This window comes from Massilimicrobiota sp. An80, from assembly GCF_002159255.1.
In the GTDB taxonomy this organism is placed as follows: Bacteria; Bacillota_I; Bacilli_A; order Erysipelotrichales; family Coprobacillaceae; genus Allocoprobacillus; species Allocoprobacillus merdigallinarum.
The window spans coordinates 24,306-46,757 of record NZ_NFHI01000017.1; the positions used below are offsets into that span (position 1 = coordinate 24,306).

Below are 22,452 nucleotides of genomic sequence, written 5' to 3' on the forward strand. Positions count from 1 at the left end.
CTTTTTTATGTAAAATTTATATTTTAGAGATTTTTTCATATTTTATACACAAAAATATGATATTTTAAATATAGAAAAGAAATAAAGAGAAAGGTATGCTGAAATATGTTTCATCAAGCAGGAGATAAACTGAAGATTTGTTCCTATTTATTTATGATTTTCTATACAATGAAATCACTCATTTTTCGATTACAATATATATTGTCAATTGAAAATTTATTCAGTTTTTCAAAAGATATCGTCTTTGCATTCATTGTGTCATTATTGATTTATGGCTGTAGCTATATAGTGAAATTATATGAAAATAAGAATATTTTATAAACTCAAAAAATGACAGGGGGGGGTACAAAACGTGACTTATAAAGTATCTAAAATTTTAAAAGTCTGTGCTTATATTTTCTTAGTTGGGAGTATCTTACAACAAGGATATACAATAGCGATGAATACATCTTATTTAAATACTGGTGAGCTAATGGGAGTAGAATCTATGCTGATGATGTTGTGGTCTTGTTTTATCTCCTTTTTGCTTTCATTAATCATCTATGGATTTGCAGAAATTATTGAATATTATGAAATGAAAAAAACAAAAGATACAGATATCTTGACAAATGAGAATAATGATGTAAAATAACTTTACAAGCAATGATTTAGGATATGTTTTTATAAGTGATTGTTTAGAGAAAAGATGGTTGGTGAAAATCTTTGATAGCTTATAGAAATACTCCCTAATAGGCTACACTCGAAAGAGATTGTCGTAGAACTGCGTTAAAGTTTTGAGGTTATCTGATAGATAATGAATAAAGGTGGTACCACGAGATTTCGTCCTTTGGATGAAATCTCTTTTTTATTAAGGGGGGCAGATATGGAAAAAGGACATTTAGAATTTCCTGATTATCATCATGAAGAATCAATGAAGGCATTGATTCAAGCTATGAAAGATGATCATAATCCTTTTGGTGTCAATGGAGCAGGTTCTTTTGAAAGCTGTTCAAGTTATCAGGAATGGATTTCAAGAGAAAAGAAGAATCATTTAGGTATTGAATTAGAAGATGGTTTTGTTCCAGGGACAGAGTTTTTATATGTTGTCAATAATCAAGTGATTGGTTGTATTCATATCCGTCATTGCTTAAATGAGGCTTTATTCAAACATGGTGGACATATTGGCTATTCCATTCATCCCGATTATCGTAGGCAGGGATATGCGACAGATATGTTGAAACAGGCACTTCAATTTTGTCAACAATGGGAAATTGAACCCGTATTAATCACTTGTCATCAAGATAATGTGGCTTCAAGAAAGACCATTGAAAAAAGTGGTGGTGTTTTTGAAAATCAATATGATGATATTTTAAGATTTTGGATAGGAGGAAAGAAATAATGAGAGATTTTATTAATGAAGAAGCTTTAAATACTTTAAATCATTCATGTGCACATGTGATGGCACAGGCAGTTAAGCATTTATATCCTCAAGCTAAATTCTGGGTTGGACCAGTTGTGAGCGAAGGATTCTACTATGATATTGATTTAGGTGATCAGGTGATTACTGATGATGATTTACCTAAAATTGAAAAAGAAATGAAGAAAATCTGTAAAGATGGAAAAAGAATTATCAGAGAAGACATTTCTAAAGAAGAAGCTTTAGACATGTTTAAAGATGATCCTTATAAGTTAGATTTAATTCAAGGTTTAGAAGATGGACATATTACATGTTATCGTCAAGGAGACTTCGTCGATTTATGTAGAGGGCCACATGTAGAAACTGTCAAATTATGTAAGAATTTTAAATTATTAAAACATTCTGGAGCTTACTGGAAAGGTGATAAAAACAATAAAGTTCTACAAAGAATTTATGGTGTTTGTTTCCCAACAGCTGAAGAGTTACAGGAACATTTAGACTTTTTAGAAGAAGCTAAAAAAAGAGATCATAAAAAATTAGGAAGAGAACTTGATTTATTTATGATGAGTGAATATGCACCAGGTATGCCATTTTTCTTACCACATGGGATGTTATTAAGAAATACATTAGAACAATACTGGTATGAAGAACATGCCAAAGAAGGATATCAGTTCATTAAAACACCAATCATGATGTCAAGAGAGTTATGGGAAACTTCAGGACATTGGGATAACTATAAAGAAAATATGTATACAAGTGAAATTGATGAGCGTGAATTTGCAATTAAACCAATGAACTGTCCAGGAAGTATGCTTGTTTATAAAAATGGTTTACATTCTTATAAAGATTTACCTCTTCGTATGGGAGAACTTGGACAAGTGCATAGACATGAAGCCAGTGGTGCTTTAAATGGTTTATTTAGAGTACGTACTTTTACACAGGACGATGCACATATCTTTATGACACCTGATCAGATTGAAAGTGAAGTTGTACGTTTGATTTCATTTATTGATCGTGTTTATTCTAATTTAGGCTTACCATATGATATTGAATTATCAACTCGTCCAGAAGAAAAATATATTGGAGATTTAGAAATCTGGGAAAAGAGTGAAGCAGCCTTAGCAGCAGCATGTCAAGCAGCTGGAAAAGACTTTAAAGTCAATCCTGGAGATGGGGCTTTCTATGGTCCAAAACTTGACTTCCATGTCAGAGATTCTTTAGGAAGAGTTTGGCAATGTGGAACAATCCAATTAGATATGAACTTACCAGAAAGATTCGATTTAACATATGTGGATCATAATGGTGAAAAAGTGAGACCAGTTATGTTACATCGTGTGATCTTTGGTTCTATTGAAAGATTTATTGGTATTTTGATTGAACACTTTGCAGGGGCATTCCCATTATGGTTAGCACCAACACAAGTCAAAGTGATTCCAGTTAAAAATGAATATCATTTAGAATATTCAAAAGAAGTCTATAAACTTCTAGAAGACAAAGGAATTCGTGTGGAATTAGATGATCGTGAAGAAAAATTAGGTTATCGTATTCGTGAAGCACAGATGAAGAAGATTCCATATCAGCTAGTCTTAGGTGATAAAGAAAGAGATGAAAGAACTGTGACTTATCGTCAATATGGTGAACACAAACAAATCACTGTATCATTAGATGAATTTGTAGATATGGTCTTAAAACAAATTGAAGAAAAATCAAGATAAGCGAGTTGAATGACTCGCTTTTTGATTGAAAAGAAAAAGTTATTTCATAGTTTTGAAATAACTTCCCTTTTTTATTCATATAATGCTGTTGATAAATAACGATCGCCACCATCAGGTAATAAAACAACAATATTCTTATCTTTGTTTTCAGGCTGTTTAGCTAAAGTTTTAGCAGCATATAAAGCAGCACCTGAAGAAATACCAGTAAGAATTCCTTCTTTTTGAGCAAGCTGTCTAGCTGCTTCAAAAGCTTCATCAGTAGAAACAGTTATTATCTGATCATAAATATGTGTATCTAAAGTTTCAGGAACAAAGTTTGCGCCAATACCTTGAAGCTGATGGGAACCTGTTTGTCCATTTGAAAGGAGTGGAGAATCTTTTGGTTCTACCGCAATGATTTGTACCTGTGGATTCTTTTCTTTTAAATATTGTCCAACTCCACTGATTGTCCCACCAGTTCCAACTCCAGCAACAAAGATATCTACTTTTCCATCCATCTGTTCATTAATTTCTGGACCAGTTGATAGATAATGGGCTTTTGGATTGCTTGGATTGGTAAACTGACTAGGAATGAAGCTGTGAGGAATGTCTTTTGCTAAAGCTTTAGCTTTATTAATGGCTCCAGTCATTCCTTCTTGACCTGGTGTTAAAACAAGCTTGGCACCGAATGCTTTCATGAGTTTTCTTCTTTCTTCACTCATTGTATCAGGCATTACGATAATGACTTCAAAACCTAAAGCCGTACCAATGGCACATAATCCAATACCCGTATTACCGCTTGTTGGTTCTATAATTGTTGCACCAGGTTGTAGTTTTCCAGATTCTAAAGCATCTAATAACATACCTCTTGCAACACGATCTTTGACACTGCCAGCAGGATTATAATATTCCAGCTTGGCGAATAAATGGGCCTGAGTTTGTTCCTGCTTTTCTATATGATGTAATTGTAGAATAGGTGTTTGTCCTACCATCTCTTGAATACTGTGATAAATTTTCATATCTGAAAACCTCCTTTTTATTGTCCTCATTATAGAAAGTATAGGCTAAAAAAGCAAAGAATATGATAAATCTTTTGCGTGTCATTGATAAGAAAATCATAATATTATTTACCAAATCTTCATATTCTATGTTATAATGAAAAAACATAGAGGGAGGAATAAAAATGATCTGTTATGATAAAAATGATATAAAGGATTTAAAAAATCATGAAGATAAATATTATATGCCAAATGCATTGTTTGATACAATGCAATACAAACTTGTCCGTTTGGAAGTCAAATGGGCTTATGTTGCATGTTTGAATGTTATGTTGAAAACACCATTATATGATTATGATGGATTTGCTTATATTAAAGATGATCATCCTCAAATGATTGAAGTTTTAAAAGACTTAGCTCATAAAAATGTTGATCAGCAAAAAATTGATGGTTATATTCAAGAATTAGAAGATTGTGGACTTGCTCAAAGAAAAGGTAGAAATATTTATTTGAAAAAAATTTCTAATATCTTTTAGGAGGTTATTATGTTTGATTTGATTGTTAAAAAAACAATTCCAAATTATCAAGATACACAAGCACCTGAAATAAGAGAAAAGTATGGAACACTATGTAGTGTTCTTTCTATTATATGTAACTGTGTCATGGTCATCTTTAAATTATTATTTGGATTTATGACACATTCAGTAGCTATTCAGGCTGATGGATTTAACAATCTATCAGATATGGGGAGCAATTTAGCAACACTTTTTGGTTTTAAATTAGCAGGAAAACATCCTGATAGTGACCATCCTTATGGACATGGTCGTTATGAATATATTGCAGGATTAATCATTTCTTTTTTAATTTTATTAGTAGCGTTTTCCTCTTTTAAAGAATCAGTGATGAAAATTATCAAACCTGAAGCCCTTCTTTTTACATGGGGTGCCCTCATTGTTTTGGTGGTATCTATTTTTATCAAATTATGGATGGCTTCTTTTAATAGAAAAGCTGGAAAAATCATTGATTCCACATCTTTAAAAGCAGCTTCACAAGATAGTTTAAATGATGTCTGTGCAACTCTTGCAACCTTGGTTTCTTTATGTTTGAGTTTAGTAACCTCATTTCCTGTGGATGGAATAATTGGGGTTATTGTTTCCATTGTTGTGTTTAAGTCAGGAATTGATATTTTTAAGGATACTGTTGATCCATTATTAGGAAAAGCGCCTGATAAAGAACTGGTTAATGACATCTATGAGTATGTTCTATCATTTGATCAGGTTTTAGGTATTCATGATTTTATGTTGCATGATTATGGGCCTGGACGTCAATATATGACTTTTCATGCTGAAGTGGATTGTCATGAAGATATCATGACTGCTCATGATCAGATTGATGTTATTGAAAGAGATTTATTAGAAAAGTTTAATATTTTAACAACAATCCATATGGATCCTATTGATACAATGGATGAACTTACAAATCAGTTAAAACAGGAAGTTCAAAATATTGTTCAGGCATTGAATCCAAACTATAGTATTCATGATTTTCGACTGGTCAAAGGACCAACACATATTAATCTCATTTTTGATGTTTTATTGCCTGCTGATGATGAAATTTCACATCAGGAGTTGAAGCAAAAAATCACAGAAGCGATTCAACAGATCAATTCACACTATTTTTGTGTGATACAGATAGATCATGCATTTTTATAAAAAGTGTTTGACAAATGTTTATAGACAAGATAATATATTATTAACAACAGTGAAGAGAAGAGTAGTTTATGATGATTTGATAGAGAGTTCTTGGTTGGTGGAAAAGAATATTGAGGCATAAATGAAGATGGTCTTGGAGTTTCATTAGTGAATGATTTAGCTAATGGCGGGTGTACCCGTTATCGTACTAGAGTATGTTGGTACTCGAAGAGATTGTTATAGTGATGTAACGATGAATTAAGGTGGTAACACGGGTTATATACTCGTCCTTAGCGGGACGGGTTTTTTTATTTATAGGAGGGATTTCATGATTGAATTAAAACATATTCAAAAAGTTTTCCATACACCTAAAGGAGATATTCATGCCTGTCAGGATGTTAATTTAACAATCCAGAATGGTGAAATCTTTGGGGTTATTGGATATAGTGGTGCTGGGAAGTCAACACTTGTTCGTATTATTAATCAGCTTGAAAAACAGACAAGTGGAGAAGTCTTTATTGATGGTGAAGATATTTCATTATACAATGCTAAAGATTTAAGAAAGAAAAGAACAGAGATGGGAATGATTTTTCAACATTTTAATTTATTGTGGTCCAGAACAGTACAAAAAAATATTGAATTGCCATTAGAGATTGCTGGTGTTGAAAAAAGCAAACGTGTTCAAAAAGCAAAAGAATTAATTGAACTGGTTGGATTGCAGGGACGTGAAAATGCTTATCCAAGTGAATTATCTGGTGGACAGAAACAACGTGTAGGTATCGCAAGAGCATTGGCCAATGATCCAAGTATTCTGTTATGTGATGAAGCAACCAGTGCATTGGATCCAGATACAACGGAACAGATTTTAGATTTATTAAAAGATATCAATCAAAAACTCGGGATTACGATTGTCATGATTACACATCAGATGGAAGTCGTACAAAAAATCTGTCATCGTATCGCTGTTATGAGTGAAGGGAAAGTTGTAGAAACAGGTCGTGTCAAAGATATCTTTGAACATCCTCATCATCACATTACCAAACGTTTTGTCAGAGATATATCAAGTAAGATTGATGATGATAAGCAAAATGAAAATCTTAAACAGATTTATCCAGATGGTATTTTATTAAGATTAACATTTGATGAAGATATTTCCAGACAACCTATTGTTTCTCGTGTCATTAAAGAAACAAAATTAGATTTAAGTATTGTTTCAGGAAATCTCACAAATACAATTGATAGTTCTTTTGGAGTATTGATTGTCAATGTCATAGGTGGAACACAACAGGATTATGAAGATGTCATTCAAAAATTTAAAGACTATCAGGTTATTGTGGAGGTGATTTAAGATGAGTGAATTTTTAAGTCAAATTGATTGGGATGCTATGTATGTTGCCATCCAGGAAACATTATTGATGACAGTGGTTTCTTTAGTGATTGCTGTTATATTAGGGTTTGTTTTAGGAATCATCCTTTATATCACAAAAGAAGACGGACTTTATCCTCATAAAGTTATTTATCGTATTTTAGATTTCATTATTAATCTTTTTAGAGCTATCCCATTTATTATTTTAATATTCCTGCTTCTACAGTTTACAATTAAAATCATGGGAACAATGTTAGGAGTCAAAGGCGCTTTACCAGCACTGATTCTATCAAGTGCACCTTTCTATGCAAGAATGTGTATGATAGCTTTAAGTGAGATTGATAAAGGAACAATTGAAGCCAGCAAGGCTATGGGGGCGAGTTCCTGGCAGATTATTACAAAGGTTCTTATACCTGAAGCTAAACCAGCATTAATTTCAAGTATGACTGTTATGGCTATTTCTTTAGTAGGTTATACAGCTATGGCAGGATGTATTGGATCTGGAGGACTTGGAAACTTAGCCTATATGTATGGATATGCTAGACAAAATATGCCAGTTATGTATACTGCAACATTCTTTGTTTTAGTGATTGTCTTTATTATACAGATTATTGGTGATTTGATTGTGAAAAGAATTGATAAGAGATAGGGAGGAAAACATATGAAAAAATTATTTATTGGAATTTGTGCATTATTTTTAGCTATTGGATTAACAGGTTGTGGAGGTGGAGACACAGCGAGTGATGAAAAAACATTAACTGTTTCTGCAACATTAGATCCTCATTCTAAAATCTTAGAGGAAGCTAAACCTATATTGAAAGAAAAATATGACATTGATTTAGAAATTAAAGTGTTGGATGATTATTATATTTTCAACAAAGCTTTAGATGCAGGAGAAGTAGATGCTAACTATTTCCAACATCGTCCATTCTTTGAAGGTGAACTTAGTGAGCATGGATATAAAATTGTAGAGGAAGCTGGTATTCACTTAGAACCATTTGGATTTTATTCTCAGACAATAAAAGATATTAAAGATATTCCTGAAAATGGGGAAGTGATTATTTCTAACTCTGTAGCTGACCATGGAAGAATTCTTGGCATTCTAGAAGATGCTGGAGTGATTGAATTAAGTGATGATGTCGAACGTCTTGAAGCAACAACAGAGGATATTGTATCTAATCCAAAGAATTTATCATTTGAAGAAATTAAACCAGAATTACTTGCAACTGCTTATCAAAATAATCAAGGAGATTTAGTTGCCATTAATGGAAACTATGCCCTGCAGGCTGGATTAAATCCAACAGATGATGCGTTAATTATTGAAACAGTAGATGCTGATAATCCATATGTGAATATTGTTGCAGTACAAGAAGGTCATGAAAATGATGAAAAGATTAAAGCATTGATTGAAGTCTTAAAATCTGATGAAATAAAACAATTTGTAGAAGATGAATATAAAGGTGCTGTTGTTATGGTAGATTAAGATGAGTATTTCTCATCCATTGGCATAAACTTAAGATATACTCTTAGGTTTATGCCTTTTTAATAGGATTTCATATTTGAATTGTGGTATAGGATGATGATGTTATATTGATGAAAGTTATAAAAATAATAGTGGTCGTCCAAATGATTGAAGATAATGATATTGGAGGAATATCTATCTATGATATGGGATTGAAAGAATTTACACGATATAATGGGTCAATTGAAGAAATACCACTTCTTGTAGATAATGAAATGATGATTGTTGGTCTCATTATGTTTTTTATTCTATGTTATTACTTAAATAAAAATTATCTCATCAATCATCAAAGAGATTATATGATGATGAGAATTGTGGGAATGACAAAAAGAGAAATGTTAATCAAAGAAGTAGAAAAAGGTTTTTATTCTTTTGTCATTATTAATATTATGAATATAACTTTGATTTTATTGGTAGAATCTTATCTTCAGATTGTCTATATTCCTATAGTGGAATTCCTTGTGATGAGTTTCATATGTTTAGGTGTATGTGTGGTTATTTATATGATGCCATTATATGTTTTATGGAATGATTTAATGAATATTGATAATGGAGGTGGATTATCATGATCATTTTAGATGGGAAGAATTTAAGAAAAACTTATGGATATGCTGAAAACAAGGTAGATGCGATTAAGAATATTTCAATAGACATTGAAGAAGGTTCTTTTGTGGCTGTTGTTGGAACCAGTGGTAGTGGGAAGAGTACTTTATTGCATGTATTGGCTGGTTTGGTAAAGCCAAATGCTGGAAAAGTTTATTTACAGGGAGAATCACTCTATGATATGAATGATGATCGTTTAACGCGTTTAAGAAGGAGAAAAATGGGATTTGTGTTTCAATTCTTTAATCTGATTACAACTCATAATGTGATTGAAAATATTGTTTTACCAATTCATTTAGATAATAGACAGGTGGATGAAGAATATGTGGATGAGATTATTGATTTATTGAAACTTAAGGAAAAGAAATACGCCTTTATTCATGAACTTTCAGGTGGACAACAGCAACGTGTCGCAATTGCTAGAGCACTGGCCTCTAAACCAGCAATTATCTTTGCCGATGAGCCAACTGGAAATTTAGATGCGAAGAGTTCACAGGAAGTGATTCAATTATTAAAAATAGCACAAAGAAAATATCATGAAACTGTAATTATGGTGACACATGATGAAATGATTGCTAATGTAGCTGATCGTATCTTACGTATTGAAGATGGACAAATCATACAGGATACGGCACAAAAAAACGAATGATTGTATAAATCATTCGTTTTGCATCTTTATTGAATTGGTTCAAAATCAATAGCACCATGTTTACATAATGGACAGATGTAGTCTTCTGGAAGAACATCTCCTTCATAAATGTAACCACAGATTTTACATACAAATCCTTTTTTGCCTTCTGTTTGAGGTTTTGGTTTGACATGATTTTGATAATATGTATAAGTCATTGTATCTAAATCAGAAATGACGCGCGCTTCTGTTACTTTACATATAAACATACCATGTGTCTGTAAGTCTACATATTCTTCAACTTCAAGTGACATAAAAGCATTAATATAACGAGGTAAGAAAGCTAAACCGTTATCAGCATATAATGGTTCAAAACCATCGAATTTATTAACTGTACGACCACTTTGGAAACCAAATCTTTCAAAAATGCTAAATGGAGCATCAACAGATAAACAGTTGACATTCATTTTTCCCGTTTGTTTAATGACATGATGTGAATAATTTTGTTTATTAATATTCACCGCAACACGATTTGGATTATCACTGACTTGTGTGACAGTATTAACAATTAATCCGTTATCTTGTTTACCATCATGACTTGTCACAACATAAAGTCCATAACCAATTTTAAATAAAGCACTCATATCATGTTTATTTGCTTTATCATTAGATTTGGCAATATAGTCACGACATAATTCATCCGCTAATTGGTCAATGGCTTCTTGACTTTCACTATTTAATGCTGATTTAACAGTGACATGATTTTCAGCCCAAGTTATGTTTTTACAGTTTTCTAACATGCCTTTCATGACTTTACAAGCCATCGGAGCCCATGATCCATTTTCTATTAATGCGATTGTACGATTTTGGAAATTTCTTTCCGTTAAATGATGAATGAATTCTTTCATGAATGGGAAAACATCTGCATTATAAGTCACTGAAGCTAAAACAAGCTTACCATATCGAAAAGCATCGCTTACACATAAAGCCATATCATCACGTGCTAAATCATGCATAACAACCTTTGGACATCCTTTTTCTGTTAATTTTGATGCCAATAAATCAACTGCTTTTTGAGTATGTCCATAAATAGAATTATAAGCAATCATAACACCATCTGTTTCCACACTATAAGATGACCATGTCTGATAAAGATTCAAATAGTGTGATAGATTGTCTTTTAAAACAGGTCCATGTAATGGACAGATCATTTGAATATCTAAAGTTGCAGCTTTTTTAAGCACTGCCTGGACTTGTGCACCATATTTCCCAACAATACCAATGTAGTAACGACGTGCTTCATCATCCCAGTCTTCTTTGACATCATTAGCTCCAAATTTTCCAAATCCATCTGCTGAAAATAAAATCTTATCCTTTTGATCATAAGTCATCATTACTTCAGGCCAATGTACCATTGGCGCAAATACAAATGATAATGTATGTTGACCTAAACATAATTCTTCACCATTTTTCACAACTAATCTTTGATAGTTTTCATCTAAAGCGAAGAACTGTTCTATCATCATAAATGTTTTAGCATTCCCCACTAATGTTGTGTTAGGGTAAACTTTCATAAAGTTTAAGATATTAGCAGAATGGTCAGGTTCCATATGTTGAATAATTAAATAATCAGGCTGACGCCCTTGTAAAACTTCATCAATATTATCTAGCCATTCATGTGTAAAATGAATATCTACAGTATCCATTATCGCAATCTTTTCATCTAAAATCACATAAGAATTATAAGCCATACCATTTGGGACAACGTATTGTCCTTCAAATAAATCAATATGATGGTCATTAACACCTACATATCTGATATCTTTTGTTATTTCCATACTTTGAACTCCTTTCAATGTCTCTATTCATTATAGTCATATCCTAGTGAAAAATCAATGTCGATGCGTAAAACAAAAAATGTTTATTTTCATGATAAAAAAGTGTAAAATAAAAATATAAAATCAATGTAAAGAAAACCTAAAGTTTTTGTAGATAAGATAAATAAGCTTGATTATATGAATAAGACATATTATTTTTTTATTAACATATATAAGGAGGAAATTATGAGAGGTTGTAGAGAAAATAGAGAATTATCATGGTTAAAATTCAACGACCGTGTTTTAATGCAGGCAAAGGATAAAAAAGTACCTTTAGGAGAACAGTTAAACTTTGTATCTATCTTTCAATCCAATATGGATGAATTTTTTATGGTGCGCATTGGAACATTATATGATCAAATGTTATTTTACCCATCTTCTAAAGATAATAAAACACAAATGACAGGAGAAGAACAATTAAAAGCCTGTTTAACAAGAGTTGGTTTTTTAAATCGTAAAAAAGATCGTATCTATACACGTATTATGGATGATTTAAAAGAATATGGTTGGGGTATTGTCAAATATCATCAATTAAAGAATAAAGAGGATCGTAAATATTTTGAAAACTATTTTGATTCAGAAATCTTACCTTTGATTTCACCACAGGTTGTATCTAAAAGACAGCCATTTCCTTTTTTAAATAACAAGGAATTATATATTATTGTTCAGTTAGAATCTAAAAAAGGAAAACGTAAAATGGGGATTGTCTCTTGTGGTAACGCTATTGATGAAAGAATGTTGGCAGTCCCAAGTATGCAAGGTCAGTTTATTTTAGTAGAAGATATTATTTTACATTTTGTATCTAAAGTCTTTAGTAAATATACGATTAAAAATAAAGGTTTTATTCGTGTGACAAGAAGTGCAGATATTGATGAAGATGATCATTCTTTGGAAGGACATGATGATTATCGTGAAATGATGGAAACTTTGATTAAACAACGTCGTAAATTATGTCCAATTCGTTTGGAAATTTCAGAAGGATTGGAAGATTTGGAGATTATGATGTTGATGAACTTCTTGAATTTAAAGAAAAATCAGGTTTTTTTATCACAGGCTCCTTTAGATTTAGGTTTTATTGGGACATTAAGAGATCATTTACGTATGTTACATCCACAGTTATTTTATAAGAAATTAGAGCCAAGAAATAGTCCAATGGTTGAAAATGCTGTGCCTATGATTAAACAGATTAGTAAAAAAGATATTTTACTTGCGTATCCTTTTGAATCTATGTCACCATTTTTAAGACTATTAGATGAAGCCAGCCGTGATCCACATGTTGCAAGTATCAAGATGACATTGTATCGTGTCGCTAAAAATTCTAAGATTGTTAAATCTTTGATTAGAGCAGCTGATAATGGAAAAGAAGTCGTTGTTTTGGTGGAATTAAGAGCGCGTTTTGATGAAGAAAATAATATTGACTGGTCAAAACGTCTAGAAGCTGCTGGATGTCGTGTGATCTATGGATTGGATGGTTATAAAGTTCATTCAAAACTATGTCTGATTACTTATAAAAATAGTCAAGGTGTTCAATATGTTTCACAAATTGGAACAGGAAACTATAATGAAAATACCGCTAAACTTTATACAGATTTATCTTTAATGACACATCATCATGAATTAGGTGAAGAAATTAATGATGTCTTTAATCATTTAAGTTTAGGGGAAACCATGTCACATACAGAGCATTTGATGGTGGCACCACACTGTATGTTGTCAAAAATCTGTGAATATATTGATGAACAAATTGCATTAGCTAAAGAAGGTAAAGAAGCTTATGTTGGATTTAAATGTAATTCTGTGACATCCAAAACAATGATTAATAAGTTAATTGAAGCCAGTCAGGCTGGTGTTAAGATTGATATGATTGTCAGAGGAATTTGTTGTATTATTCCTCATGTTGAAGGTTATACTGATAATATCCGTGTGATTTCTATTGTAGGACGTTATCTGGAACATTCACGTATTTATATTTTTGGAACTGGCGAAGACAAAAAAGTTTATATTTCTTCAGCTGATTTAATGACAAGAAATCTAGAAAGCCGTGTTGAAGTTGCGACACCTATTTTCGATAAAAAGATTCAAAATATCATTTGTTCAATGTTTAATACTATGTTGAATGATAATGTGAAAGCTTGTGAATTATTGGGAGATGGAAGTTATAAACATATTAAAAATAAACAGACTGCAATGAATAGTCAGGAATACTTTTTTAAAAAAGGAATTGATGTAAAGGAGTCATGATATTGTGAGAGTGGGTATTTTAACAAGTGGTGGTGATTGTCAGGCTTTAAATGCGACAATGCGTGGACTGGCTAAAACACTTTATCAACAGAAAAAAGATATTGAAATTATTGGTTTTTTAGATGGGTATAAAGGTCTTATGTATGAAAACTATCGCATTATGAAACCTGAAGATTTTGAAGATATATTGAATCTTGGTGGTACTATTTTAGGGACTTCAAGATGTCCATTTAAAAAAATGCGTGTGATTGAAAATGGTTTTGATAAAGTGGCTGCTATGAAAAAAACATATCAAAAATTAAAATTAGACTGTTTAGCCATTCTTGGTGGTAATGGATCATTAAAAACTGCCAATCTGTTATCACAGGAAGGGTTGAATGTTATTGGGTTGCCTAAAACCATTGATAATGATACATGGGGAACAGATTATACATTTGGTTTTCAGTCAGCTATTGACATCGCAACAAGATATTTAGATGAAATTCAAACAACTGCTGCCAGTCATAGCCGTGTGTTTGTTGTGGAAATCATGGGACATAAAGTTGGACATATCTGCTTATCAGCTGGGATTGCCGCTGGTGCTGATATTATCCTATTACCTGAAATTCCTTATGATATCGAAGTTGTTGCGGGAGAGATTGAAAAGAAAGTGAAAGCAGGAAAAAAACATATTGTGATTGCCTGTGCAGAAGGGGCTATTTCTAAAGAAGAATCACTGCTTTCAAAGAAACATTATAAATTGAAAGTCGCAACGCGAGAAGGACATTCTGTTGTTTATGAAATCGCCAATAAGTTATCACATTATATTGATAAAGAAATACGTGTATCTTGTGCCGGACATGCTCAACGCGGTGGACAGCCTTGTGCATATGATCGAGAAATATCAACATTATTTGGTATTGAAGGTGCCAAACTGATTATGAATAAGGATTTTGGAAAACTGGTTGTTTTTGTCAATCATCGTCTTGATGCTATTCCATTAGAAGAAACTGCTGGAAAATTAAAATATGTTGATGTACAAGGTGATACTGTCAAAAATGCCAAACTGATGGGAATTTCTTTTGGTGATGAGATGACTTTGTCAAAGTGAAGATCATTAAGAATCAGACTTATTTAATGAGTCTGATTTTTAATTTAAAAATACTTAATTTGAAAAGTAAATTCCACTTTTTTTAAGACTAAGTTCTACTTAAAAAATATTGATAAGTAGAACTTAATCTTGGAAATGGCATAATTTATATTTTTAATTTTTGTGTTTGTGTATATAATGAACTTCAAGTGAATTTCATTTTTTTATAGATTGTAATGAATTTACAAGACTAAATTCAAAATTGCTCGTGTATTTTCTCAACTTTCCAGTATTTACGGGCTTTCCCGCCCATCAGCATCTATGTAATTTGCACTTTTCCCTTATTTTTTCCCTTGTGAGGAATCTATAAGGGAAAAAGTGTTGTTTTCGTTTTAATCGTTCCCTACTACCTTATCAAGAAGCCTTGCTGAATTCTTCTTGGCTTCCCTTGTAGCATGGGCGTAAATATTCATTGTGGTACTTACTGCCGAGTGTCCCAAGAGTTCCTGCACATCCTTCGGTGGTGCTCCGTTTGCTAACAGATTGCTTGTGTAAGTGTGTCTTAATGAGTGGAAGTGGAAGTTTTCAAATCCTTTCAGGTGCTTTCTGATTGACCTGCACATCCAGTCCAGCGCTTCCCTTCCTAAGTACATTCCGTCCTGTCTGACACACACCAGCGAAATCTCTGTGTAGTCCTCCGGCACTTCCTGCGTTCCGTCCAATGAATACAGTTCGTAGTAAACTCTGTTCTTTTCTCTGACTTCCTTGTAGTAATTCCTCTGATAAAGCTGTCCGTACTGAAAGCGTTGCTTGTGCTGTTCCTTTTTCGCCTTTCGTAAGATTTCAGCAAGAGTATCGCCAAAATCCACGATTCTGACCTTTTTACGCTTGGTAGGTCCTAACTCCAGCTTATGCCTTGCATTGTTCCGGCTTAAGCTCCTACGCACCGTCAGATACTGTTCTTCAAGGTTGATGTCATCCCAGGATAATCCAGTCACTTCCCCAATTCGCAGACCTGCATAATATGCTATCTGCACTGCCAGCAGTGAGGAGCTTTTCTTTTTGATAAGATAAGCTATGATTTCATTGTACTGCTGGTGGGTAATGGTCTTTTCCTGCGAAAAATCTTCATCTTCGGTAGCGAACAAATCCACTTCCTGCGTCGGTCTTCTGATTACTACATACTGCATAGGGTTGAAACTGATATACTGCTTTGGAAACACCGCATACCGGAAAGCCCTCTGTAACACTGCTGAAAATGAATGGATACGGTCTATGCTTAATGGTTTTGCTTCCGTACCATCGGGAGCCGTTCCACCGAAGCTTAAATAATCCATAAATTCCTGCATGTGTTCACTTGTGACTGTCCGAAGCTTTCTTTTGCTTAAAGGGTGTCTCTTAATAATCTTCACCACCCCGAGATAAAGGGTTACAGTGTTATTACTAAGGGAACTGACTTTTAATTCCTTATCCACCCACACATCCAGAAGCTCTCCCAGTGCGATGTTCTCCGTTTTGGCTACGATTTTCTTACTTTCGTATTCTTCCATAGCCTTACGGAGCAGTTTTTCCGTTTCCGACTTACTTTCTGTTCCTACGCATTCCTTCTGAACCAAGTTACCACTGGCATCCTCCACATAATAGCGGTAATACCATTTCTTGCCTTTTTTCCTTACAGAACCTTTTGCCATAATCGTTTCTCCTTTCGATATCGACAATCGGAACTGATGAAATGCTTCTTGCGTGTAAGTATATCATAACTCCGGTTGTCTAACTATACCGATTCGGAATCTTCCGATAAAAGATTTGCAAGCCTCTGTGTGGCTGTTTCCGGTTTCTTGGAATAGAGCCTTATCACATCTGCCATGTCATTAAAGGCATTGACTGTGTGGGTAATCTCCCTAAGAAACATGATTTCGTTGTATTCCTTATTCGATTCAAAACCTATGGTGGCTGCTATGTCTGCATTCTCCGTGTTGCCCTTGAAGTTCTTGCAGGCAAACTGGAACGAATCCATAAACAACTCATACTCCTGTAATATCAGTAGCAGTAGGTCTTTCGAGAAGTCAGCTTCCTCATTATTAAGGTCAAAGGGTAAACGGTTTAAAATACTGCTCATTGCATCACGAATCTGTAATTCCCTTTTATCCGTAATGTCTGTTTCGTATTCCTCTGTTTCGCCTTTGAGCCATTCCACAGATACATGAAGTGCTTCTGAAAGTCCATCCAGCACCAGCTTCTTGGTATTGTCGATTGTTCCGGCTTCATATCTCTGAATGGTGGAAGCTGTCACTCCCATCTTTTCAGCTACATAAGGCTGTTTCAATCCTAATTCCAATCTTCGCTGTTTTGCCCTGCTACCGATTAGCTTGCGTAATTCTTTATCTTTCATCTTAATACGCCTCCTTTTTCGGTATGGTACTACTATAACACACATCTTTTGTAATTGCAATATGCAAGTTAATAATTATTTTTAGAATTTCGTAACGCTTGACAAGAAGATATAAAAGGTTTATAGTAGGCTTAGTTCGGAAATTGCATAATGCAATTTGCAAGGAGGTGATTTAATGACAGAAATGAAAATTGCCTTATCCATTGAGGAAGCAGCCGACTATACCGGTATCGGAAGAAATACGCTCCGAGATTTGGTAAAGTGGAAGAAGCTCCCGGTACTTCAGGTAGGACGAAAGGTTCTGATAAAGACTGATATACTGGAGCAGTTCATGGAAGCCAACGAGGGCAGGGACTTAAGGGATAAGAATACTGTCAGAGCAGTTAGCAGAAAAACTGCTGTAACTTAAAAGGGTGGCTTCCTACGAAACCACCCTTTGGTATGTATCAGACCGAAGCCATGATATACCTACACGCAAATAGATTATATCATGTGCTTCCTCTGGTATCAACCAAAACTTACGGGAAAGGAGCAGGAATTTTACAGGACAATTTCATATTGAAGTGAGTGGTACAGACCTTTTAGTGCAATTCTTTTGCAAGCCCTCGGCGTTTGAGAGCGAAATACACCCTTCGCACAAATCTCCGATTTGTACTCTGGGTATTTCGCCCTTGCAGGGAGCAAAGTCACGCCTGCGTGACTTATACAAATGCTGTCGCATTTGAGATAATGCCGGACACGGCATTGTGTTCGTACGAGGATGTGCAACATCCTTTGGACACACTAAGTGTCCACTCACTTATATAATCCTTCCACCTCTTTCCCTAAGTAACATTTACGAGAGGAGGAAGCACTATCGAAAGAAATTCATTTATTCAGATGAGCAAGCTCCACAATGTCCGTGGCAGGATTACTTATATATCCAATCACGCCAAGCAGGAAAATCTGTATGCGGTTTATGAAACCACAGACCGACACTACTGGACGGAGCTTGCCAGATTTAATCAGCAGGAATTTCAAAAAAGCGGTACGGAAGGGAAATGTATCGAGGCAAGGGAACTGATTATAGCCCTGCCGGAATCCTTCCCCGACCTATATAACCCCGACAAGCTGTTACAGATGTTTACCAACCGCTTTAAGGAAAAATATGGTGTGGAATGTGTATCAGCCCTGCACCATAACAAACGCAAGACCAACTATCATATCCATCTCATCTTTTCCGAAAGGGAACTGTTACCGGAACCCATAGAAAAGATTGCCACACGCAATATGTTCTACAACGAACAAGGTAAGCATGTACGCACCAAGAAAGAGATACTGGATGATAGCGGGAATGTCCGCAAAGGCTGTAAGATTGTCAAGAAGGGCGAAGTTTATGAGCGAACCTTATTTACCGCCAAGAACAAGCTGTTCAAGCAGGAGCATTATCTGGACGAGGCAAAACGCTTCTATACCGACCTTATCAATCTTCTGATAGAAGATGATAAAGACAAGCTCCATGTATTCGATAGAAACGGATTGTATCTTGCTACCAAGAAAATCGGTAAGAATAATCCCAAAGCGGAACAGATAAAAGAAGATAATGAGGTGCGTATGCAGTGGAATCACGAAGTAGACCGAGCCTTAGTCAGCCAAGTGCCGGAGGATGAGATACGGCAGATAAAGCAGAAATGGATTACGGAGCGTATCCGGTTATCCTGTTGAATGCCAAATTAAATGATAAATAGTTCTTCAATTTATTTGGTTAGGATACAAGGTGAGATAACTATAATATTCAAATTAAATTGTCCTGGCTATTCATATTATTTGCTACGTGAGATAACTAAAAAATGCATCTAGGATGCACTTTTTTTGTTATAGTTTTCAAACACCGATTTAATTCCATATGCAATTCTAAGACTTATATCTAAATCTTCGAACACCTCGTATATTGCCTCTGTATTCCAGAATATATCCGTTGGGTGGGCAAGCCCTATTGTCATATCTCTCATAACGAAACATATTTCCCAGTCAAGCTCATTCTCTATTAAACGACACCATTCACTTCGATTATCAATGACGATATCAAATGAATAATAAGCGAACGTTTCCATGCTCCTGATTGTACCAACACATTTGACCTCATCTTTATTTTTATATATATAATCCATTTTCTTATCCCAACTCATTATCATTAAAGGCCATCATGACAGTATCTGTATCTATGATATTCTGATTTCTATTATTGCCTGCCAATAGACTTTTATTGCACAATTGATTGATCAATCGTGGTACACCATTTGATGCATTTATAATTGCCTCTATGGCACTTGCTTCAAATACCTGTTGATGGCATCCAGCTCCTTTAAGCTTCTCCTGAATATATTTTCGTGATTCCTCTTTGTTAAGATTTTCTATATGATAGTTCATGACTATTCTCTGTTTTAATGGCTCGTGTATCGCCAGATTAAACGTATTATTGAGCTGCGGCAGTCCTGCTAACAGAACGACTGCCTGATCACTTGAATCCATTTCAAAATTAAAGAGTATTTTTAAATCGTTAAGTATTCCATTTCTTAAATAGTTTGCTTCATCGAGAATGATAATCAGTGTCATTCTTTTTTCGATGGTATATCTTTCTATGGCTTTTTGAATGGCCTTGAAATTATCGCTTTTTCGATGATATGCTTCCAGTCCCAATGCTTCTGCCAGCTGTCTATAGAATTCCATCACTGTTAATGTTGACATGGGTATATAGATAACTTTATATGCTGATTGATTAAGACTCTTGACCCAATGCCTTATCATGGTTGTTTTGCCTCGACCTGGCCCTCCAGTTAAGACACCAAATCCTTTTGTCTGTACAAGATAGTTCAATCTGAATATCAGTTCCTTATAATCATTTGTTTCTACTAGGACATCTTTTGAATTCTTGATGAATGGATTGAATTCCAGTCCATATCTGCTGGTATAGTTCATGTTATTTTTCCTCCGTAAATTTTATTTTATTTCGTTTAACAGTTGCATTTGCCTGTTTGTCAAGCAGATGTATTTCTTCCAGTTCACCTGTTTCCTTATCGACGATATAAATTTTAGATAAATCTGGTGAATATCTTAAAAGCAGTTTCTGTCCTGCATATCTGTAATTGACCTCATATTCTTTTTGATCTATCATGATGACGTTATCGTTAGATACTTTTCTCTCTTTTTCTATAAGGAATATTTTGTCTATCTTTTCATCATCATATCTTTGGATGAGTGATGATTCTTCAAAGAATCTATCCTGTGGTGTCTTTTTGTTCAAGGACCTGTGGATGGTTTGATTATATCGTTGTACATACTGCATTAATGATTCCCTCAATTCATCAAGACTCTTATAATCATTCATATGAAGTCCTGACATCCATTGTTCCTTCATCGTTTTAAACCATCTTTCTATCTTGGCTTTTGATGTAGGTGTCCTTACGGCACAGTAATTGATAACTGTTCCCATTCGTGCTGCTAATAATGTCATTTGATTGCATCTGTAATTTGCACCATTGTCGAAGTTAAATATCTTTGGTTTTCCATGCTTTTTTACCGCACTTTTAATGACACTCATCAGATTTATGTAATTATCATTTAAGAATATATCTATGCCAACGATATATCTTGAGGCATCATCTATTAATGCGATAATATATGTTCGCTCTTTTTTTCCATCAATTTTGAGGTATGGTCCTACACTCGAATCCCCACACCAGACTTCATTGATATGTTTTCTTTCATATCTTCGCATATCCCTGTTTCTTGTAGGTGTATCTTCTTTTTTGAGTCGATTGACGACTCTATTGACAGTGGATAGGGATATTTCTTTTGACCTGATGGTACCATTATCTTTTAGCTTTTGATAAACGAGTGTTGCGGGTAGCCTAGGATATTCCTTAATTAAATAGGATATTTGAGTCATGATATCCTCATCTACCTTTCTATATGTCGCCTTGTCACTTCTTGACTGTGGCTTCAATCCATCAAAGCCATTTTTCATATATGCTCGATACCATCTTGCAATCGTATATGCACTTATCTTATAGTCCTCACCATTTGGATGCTCATATACCCTGGAAGCTGCCTGATTAAAAAATGCTGACTTGGATAAATTATCATCAATTGTCCCAGTGACCAGCGGGGCTATGATTCCATATCGAAATAAAGCGATATCTGTTGATTTTTTTGCGTTCATTTGCCTTGTTCCTCCTTATACAGCTGCCATTGTATATGAAGTTTAAGGTATTCGAAAGTTAGGCTATGTGGGTAAGATTATATAGAATATTTGGTGTGCATTTAATTTGCATAAACTGTCTTTTAAAATGAAAAAAGCACTGAAAAACCAAAGAACTATCTAATTGAATATTTTCAGATAGTAGTCTTTGTTTCCAATGCATCGTATACTGTTTCTTTATGTAGGAAATATTGGATTCATCTATATTTGGATTTTCAATCATAAGCTGATTTAAATCCTGCATAGTATTTGAGCGAATAATGGATAGAGTGTCATGAAATAGAATTTGACTATAAGGAATAATGATAGATAGTAAAAATGCATGTGTATGATTACAATGCTTACATTTGAATCTTTGGATTTTAAGGGGAATGATGCCATCTGGTGTTTTTATTTTACGCGTATAAAAGCCATGCTTGATAAGATGTCCTTTGTGATGACATGAACATTCTAGAGAAGCGATATTAAGATCTTCAAGACATTCATTATAAAATGTTTGCATTTTAGAAAAGTTTTGATTGAATGTGTCTGAGTAATAGGTTATCATATAAGTGTTCTATGAACAGAGGATAAAGGCTAGCATTGGTGTGAGAGGCTTTATCCTTTTCCTTTCCAGCTATTATCATACTAAAATAGTCTTATCATTTAAAGTGATTATTTCTTATTCATTCACTTTGATAAGACTTTTTCTTTTATTTTGACTATTTTCTTTATTTTTCTTTTTATTTAATTTGG

Annotated in this window: 22 protein-coding genes and 1 other annotated feature; of the genes, 14 read left to right on the plus strand and 8 right to left on the minus strand. The window is 34.0% G+C overall.

The window, feature by feature from the left end:
• Positions 1 to 352 precede the first annotated feature (352 nt).
• The 3 genes from B5G32_RS06285 to thrS all read left to right on the plus strand — a co-directional run bounded on the left by B5G32_RS06285 (position 353) and on the right by thrS (position 3,111).
• Positions 353 to 631, plus strand: coding sequence for a hypothetical protein (locus B5G32_RS06285; protein WP_087243336.1), 279 nt, complete (start codon positions 353 to 355; stop codon positions 629 to 631).
• Between the two features lie 231 nt (positions 632 to 862).
• Positions 863 to 1,378, plus strand: a complete 516-nt coding sequence (locus tag B5G32_RS06290) for a GNAT family N-acetyltransferase (RefSeq protein WP_158093982.1) — start codon at positions 863 to 865, stop codon at positions 1,376 to 1,378.
• On the plus strand, positions 1,378 to 3,111 hold the full coding sequence (gene thrS, locus B5G32_RS06295) for a threonine--tRNA ligase (RefSeq protein ID WP_087936171.1): 1,734 nt from the start codon (positions 1,378 to 1,380) through the stop codon (positions 3,109 to 3,111). The genes B5G32_RS06290 and thrS overlap by 1 nt, the downstream gene beginning before the upstream one ends.
• 71 nt (positions 3,112 to 3,182) lie before the next feature.
• Here the strand turns inward: thrS and cysK are convergent, their stop codons facing one another.
• Positions 3,183 to 4,109 carry a cysteine synthase A gene (cysK, locus tag B5G32_RS06300; RefSeq protein ID WP_087936172.1) on the minus strand — a complete coding sequence of 309 codons (927 nt, stop codon included), beginning with the start codon at positions 4,107 to 4,109 and terminating at the stop codon, positions 3,183 to 3,185.
• Positions 4,110 to 4,273: 164 nt separating this feature from the next.
• Between cysK and B5G32_RS06305 the strand changes: the two genes are divergently transcribed.
• The 7 genes from B5G32_RS06305 (at position 4,274) to B5G32_RS06335 (ending at position 9,919) form a co-directional block, all read left to right on the plus strand.
• Positions 4,274 to 4,624 carry a hypothetical protein gene (locus B5G32_RS06305; RefSeq protein ID WP_087243331.1) on the plus strand — a complete coding sequence of 117 codons (351 nt, stop codon included), beginning with the start codon at positions 4,274 to 4,276 and terminating at the stop codon, positions 4,622 to 4,624.
• A gap of 9 nt (positions 4,625 to 4,633) precedes the next feature.
• Positions 4,634 to 5,800 (plus strand): cation diffusion facilitator family transporter, encoded by a 1,167-nt coding sequence (locus B5G32_RS06310; RefSeq protein WP_087305458.1) that lies wholly within the window; start codon positions 4,634 to 4,636, stop codon positions 5,798 to 5,800.
• A gap of 40 nt (positions 5,801 to 5,840) precedes the next feature.
• Positions 5,841 to 6,074, plus strand: a binding site (T-box leader).
• Between the two features lie 33 nt (positions 6,075 to 6,107).
• On the plus strand, positions 6,108 to 7,127 hold the full coding sequence (locus B5G32_RS06315) for a methionine ABC transporter ATP-binding protein (protein WP_087297994.1): 1,020 nt from the start codon (positions 6,108 to 6,110) through the stop codon (positions 7,125 to 7,127).
• A gap of 1 nt (position 7,128) precedes the next feature.
• The gene (locus B5G32_RS06320; protein ID WP_087936173.1) at positions 7,129 to 7,794 is read left to right on the plus strand and encodes a methionine ABC transporter permease; all 666 of its coding nucleotides are present in this window, start codon (positions 7,129 to 7,131) and stop codon (positions 7,792 to 7,794) included.
• Positions 7,795 to 7,806: 12 nt separating this feature from the next.
• Complete coding sequence (locus B5G32_RS06325; protein ID WP_087936174.1) at positions 7,807 to 8,628, plus strand: MetQ/NlpA family ABC transporter substrate-binding protein; 822 nt, start codon at positions 7,807 to 7,809, stop codon at positions 8,626 to 8,628.
• Positions 8,629 to 8,771: 143 nt separating this feature from the next.
• The gene (locus tag B5G32_RS06330; protein ID WP_087936175.1) at positions 8,772 to 9,236 is read left to right on the plus strand and encodes a hypothetical protein; all 465 of its coding nucleotides are present in this window, start codon (positions 8,772 to 8,774) and stop codon (positions 9,234 to 9,236) included.
• Positions 9,233 to 9,919, plus strand: coding sequence for an ABC transporter ATP-binding protein (locus B5G32_RS06335; RefSeq protein ID WP_087936176.1), 687 nt, complete (start codon positions 9,233 to 9,235; stop codon positions 9,917 to 9,919). Before B5G32_RS06330 ends, B5G32_RS06335 begins: the two co-directional genes overlap by 4 nt.
• A 26-nt stretch (positions 9,920 to 9,945) precedes the next feature.
• Here B5G32_RS06335 and B5G32_RS06340 read toward each other — a convergent pair whose 3' ends face one another.
• Positions 9,946 to 11,736, minus strand: coding sequence for a flavin reductase (locus B5G32_RS06340; RefSeq protein WP_087936177.1), 1,791 nt, complete (start codon positions 11,734 to 11,736; stop codon positions 9,946 to 9,948).
• Between the two features lie 225 nt (positions 11,737 to 11,961).
• On the opposite strand from B5G32_RS06340, the gene ppk1 reads away from it, so the two are divergent.
• Positions 11,962 to 14,016, plus strand: coding sequence for a polyphosphate kinase 1 (gene ppk1 / locus B5G32_RS06345; RefSeq protein WP_087936178.1), 2,055 nt, complete (start codon positions 11,962 to 11,964; stop codon positions 14,014 to 14,016).
• A 4-nt stretch (positions 14,017 to 14,020) separates the two neighbouring features.
• The gene (locus B5G32_RS06350) at positions 14,021 to 15,106 is read left to right on the plus strand and encodes a 6-phosphofructokinase (RefSeq protein WP_087297990.1); all 1,086 of its coding nucleotides are present in this window, start codon (positions 14,021 to 14,023) and stop codon (positions 15,104 to 15,106) included.
• Positions 15,107 to 15,477: 371 nt separating this feature from the next.
• Here B5G32_RS06350 and B5G32_RS06355 read toward each other — a convergent pair whose 3' ends face one another.
• Together B5G32_RS06355 and B5G32_RS06360 are read right to left on the minus strand one after the other, a co-directional pair.
• Positions 15,478 to 16,776 (minus strand): tyrosine-type recombinase/integrase, encoded by a 1,299-nt coding sequence (locus B5G32_RS06355; RefSeq protein ID WP_087936179.1) that lies wholly within the window; start codon positions 16,774 to 16,776, stop codon positions 15,478 to 15,480.
• A gap of 83 nt (positions 16,777 to 16,859) precedes the next feature.
• Positions 16,860 to 17,477, minus strand: a complete 618-nt coding sequence (locus B5G32_RS06360; RefSeq protein ID WP_087936180.1) for a helix-turn-helix domain-containing protein — start codon at positions 17,475 to 17,477, stop codon at positions 16,860 to 16,862.
• Positions 17,478 to 17,652: 175 nt separating this feature from the next.
• Here B5G32_RS06360 and B5G32_RS06365 point away from each other — a divergent pair, with 175 nt between their 5' ends.
• Both B5G32_RS06365 and B5G32_RS06370 read left to right on the plus strand, forming a co-directional pair.
• Entirely contained in the window at positions 17,653 to 17,886 is a 234-nt protein-coding gene (locus B5G32_RS06365) for a helix-turn-helix domain-containing protein (RefSeq protein WP_022432315.1), read from the plus strand.
• A gap of 470 nt (positions 17,887 to 18,356) precedes the next feature.
• A complete protein-coding gene (locus B5G32_RS06370; RefSeq protein WP_239386213.1) occupies positions 18,357 to 19,181 on the plus strand; it encodes a MobA/MobL family protein in 825 nt (274 codons plus the stop codon).
• Positions 19,182 to 19,312: 131 nt separating this feature from the next.
• Here the strand turns inward: B5G32_RS06370 and B5G32_RS06375 are convergent, their stop codons facing one another.
• The 4 genes from B5G32_RS06375 to B5G32_RS14380 are packed head-to-tail and all read right to left on the minus strand — an operon-like array spanning position 19,313 to position 22,264.
• Positions 19,313 to 19,651, minus strand: a complete 339-nt coding sequence (locus tag B5G32_RS06375) for a hypothetical protein (protein ID WP_087936181.1) — start codon at positions 19,649 to 19,651, stop codon at positions 19,313 to 19,315.
• Positions 19,632 to 20,435, minus strand: a complete 804-nt coding sequence (locus B5G32_RS06380) for an ExeA family protein (protein ID WP_087305619.1) — start codon at positions 20,433 to 20,435, stop codon at positions 19,632 to 19,634. The genes B5G32_RS06375 and B5G32_RS06380 overlap by 20 nt, the downstream gene beginning before the upstream one ends.
• Position 20,436: 1 nt before the next feature.
• Positions 20,437 to 21,678, minus strand: a complete 1,242-nt coding sequence (locus tag B5G32_RS06385) for a DDE-type integrase/transposase/recombinase (RefSeq protein WP_087936182.1) — start codon at positions 21,676 to 21,678, stop codon at positions 20,437 to 20,439.
• Between the two features lie 58 nt (positions 21,679 to 21,736).
• The gene (locus B5G32_RS14380) at positions 21,737 to 22,264 is read right to left on the minus strand and encodes a DUF6431 domain-containing protein (RefSeq protein WP_479684586.1); all 528 of its coding nucleotides are present in this window, start codon (positions 22,262 to 22,264) and stop codon (positions 21,737 to 21,739) included.
• Between the last annotated feature and the right edge of the window lie 188 nt (positions 22,265 to 22,452).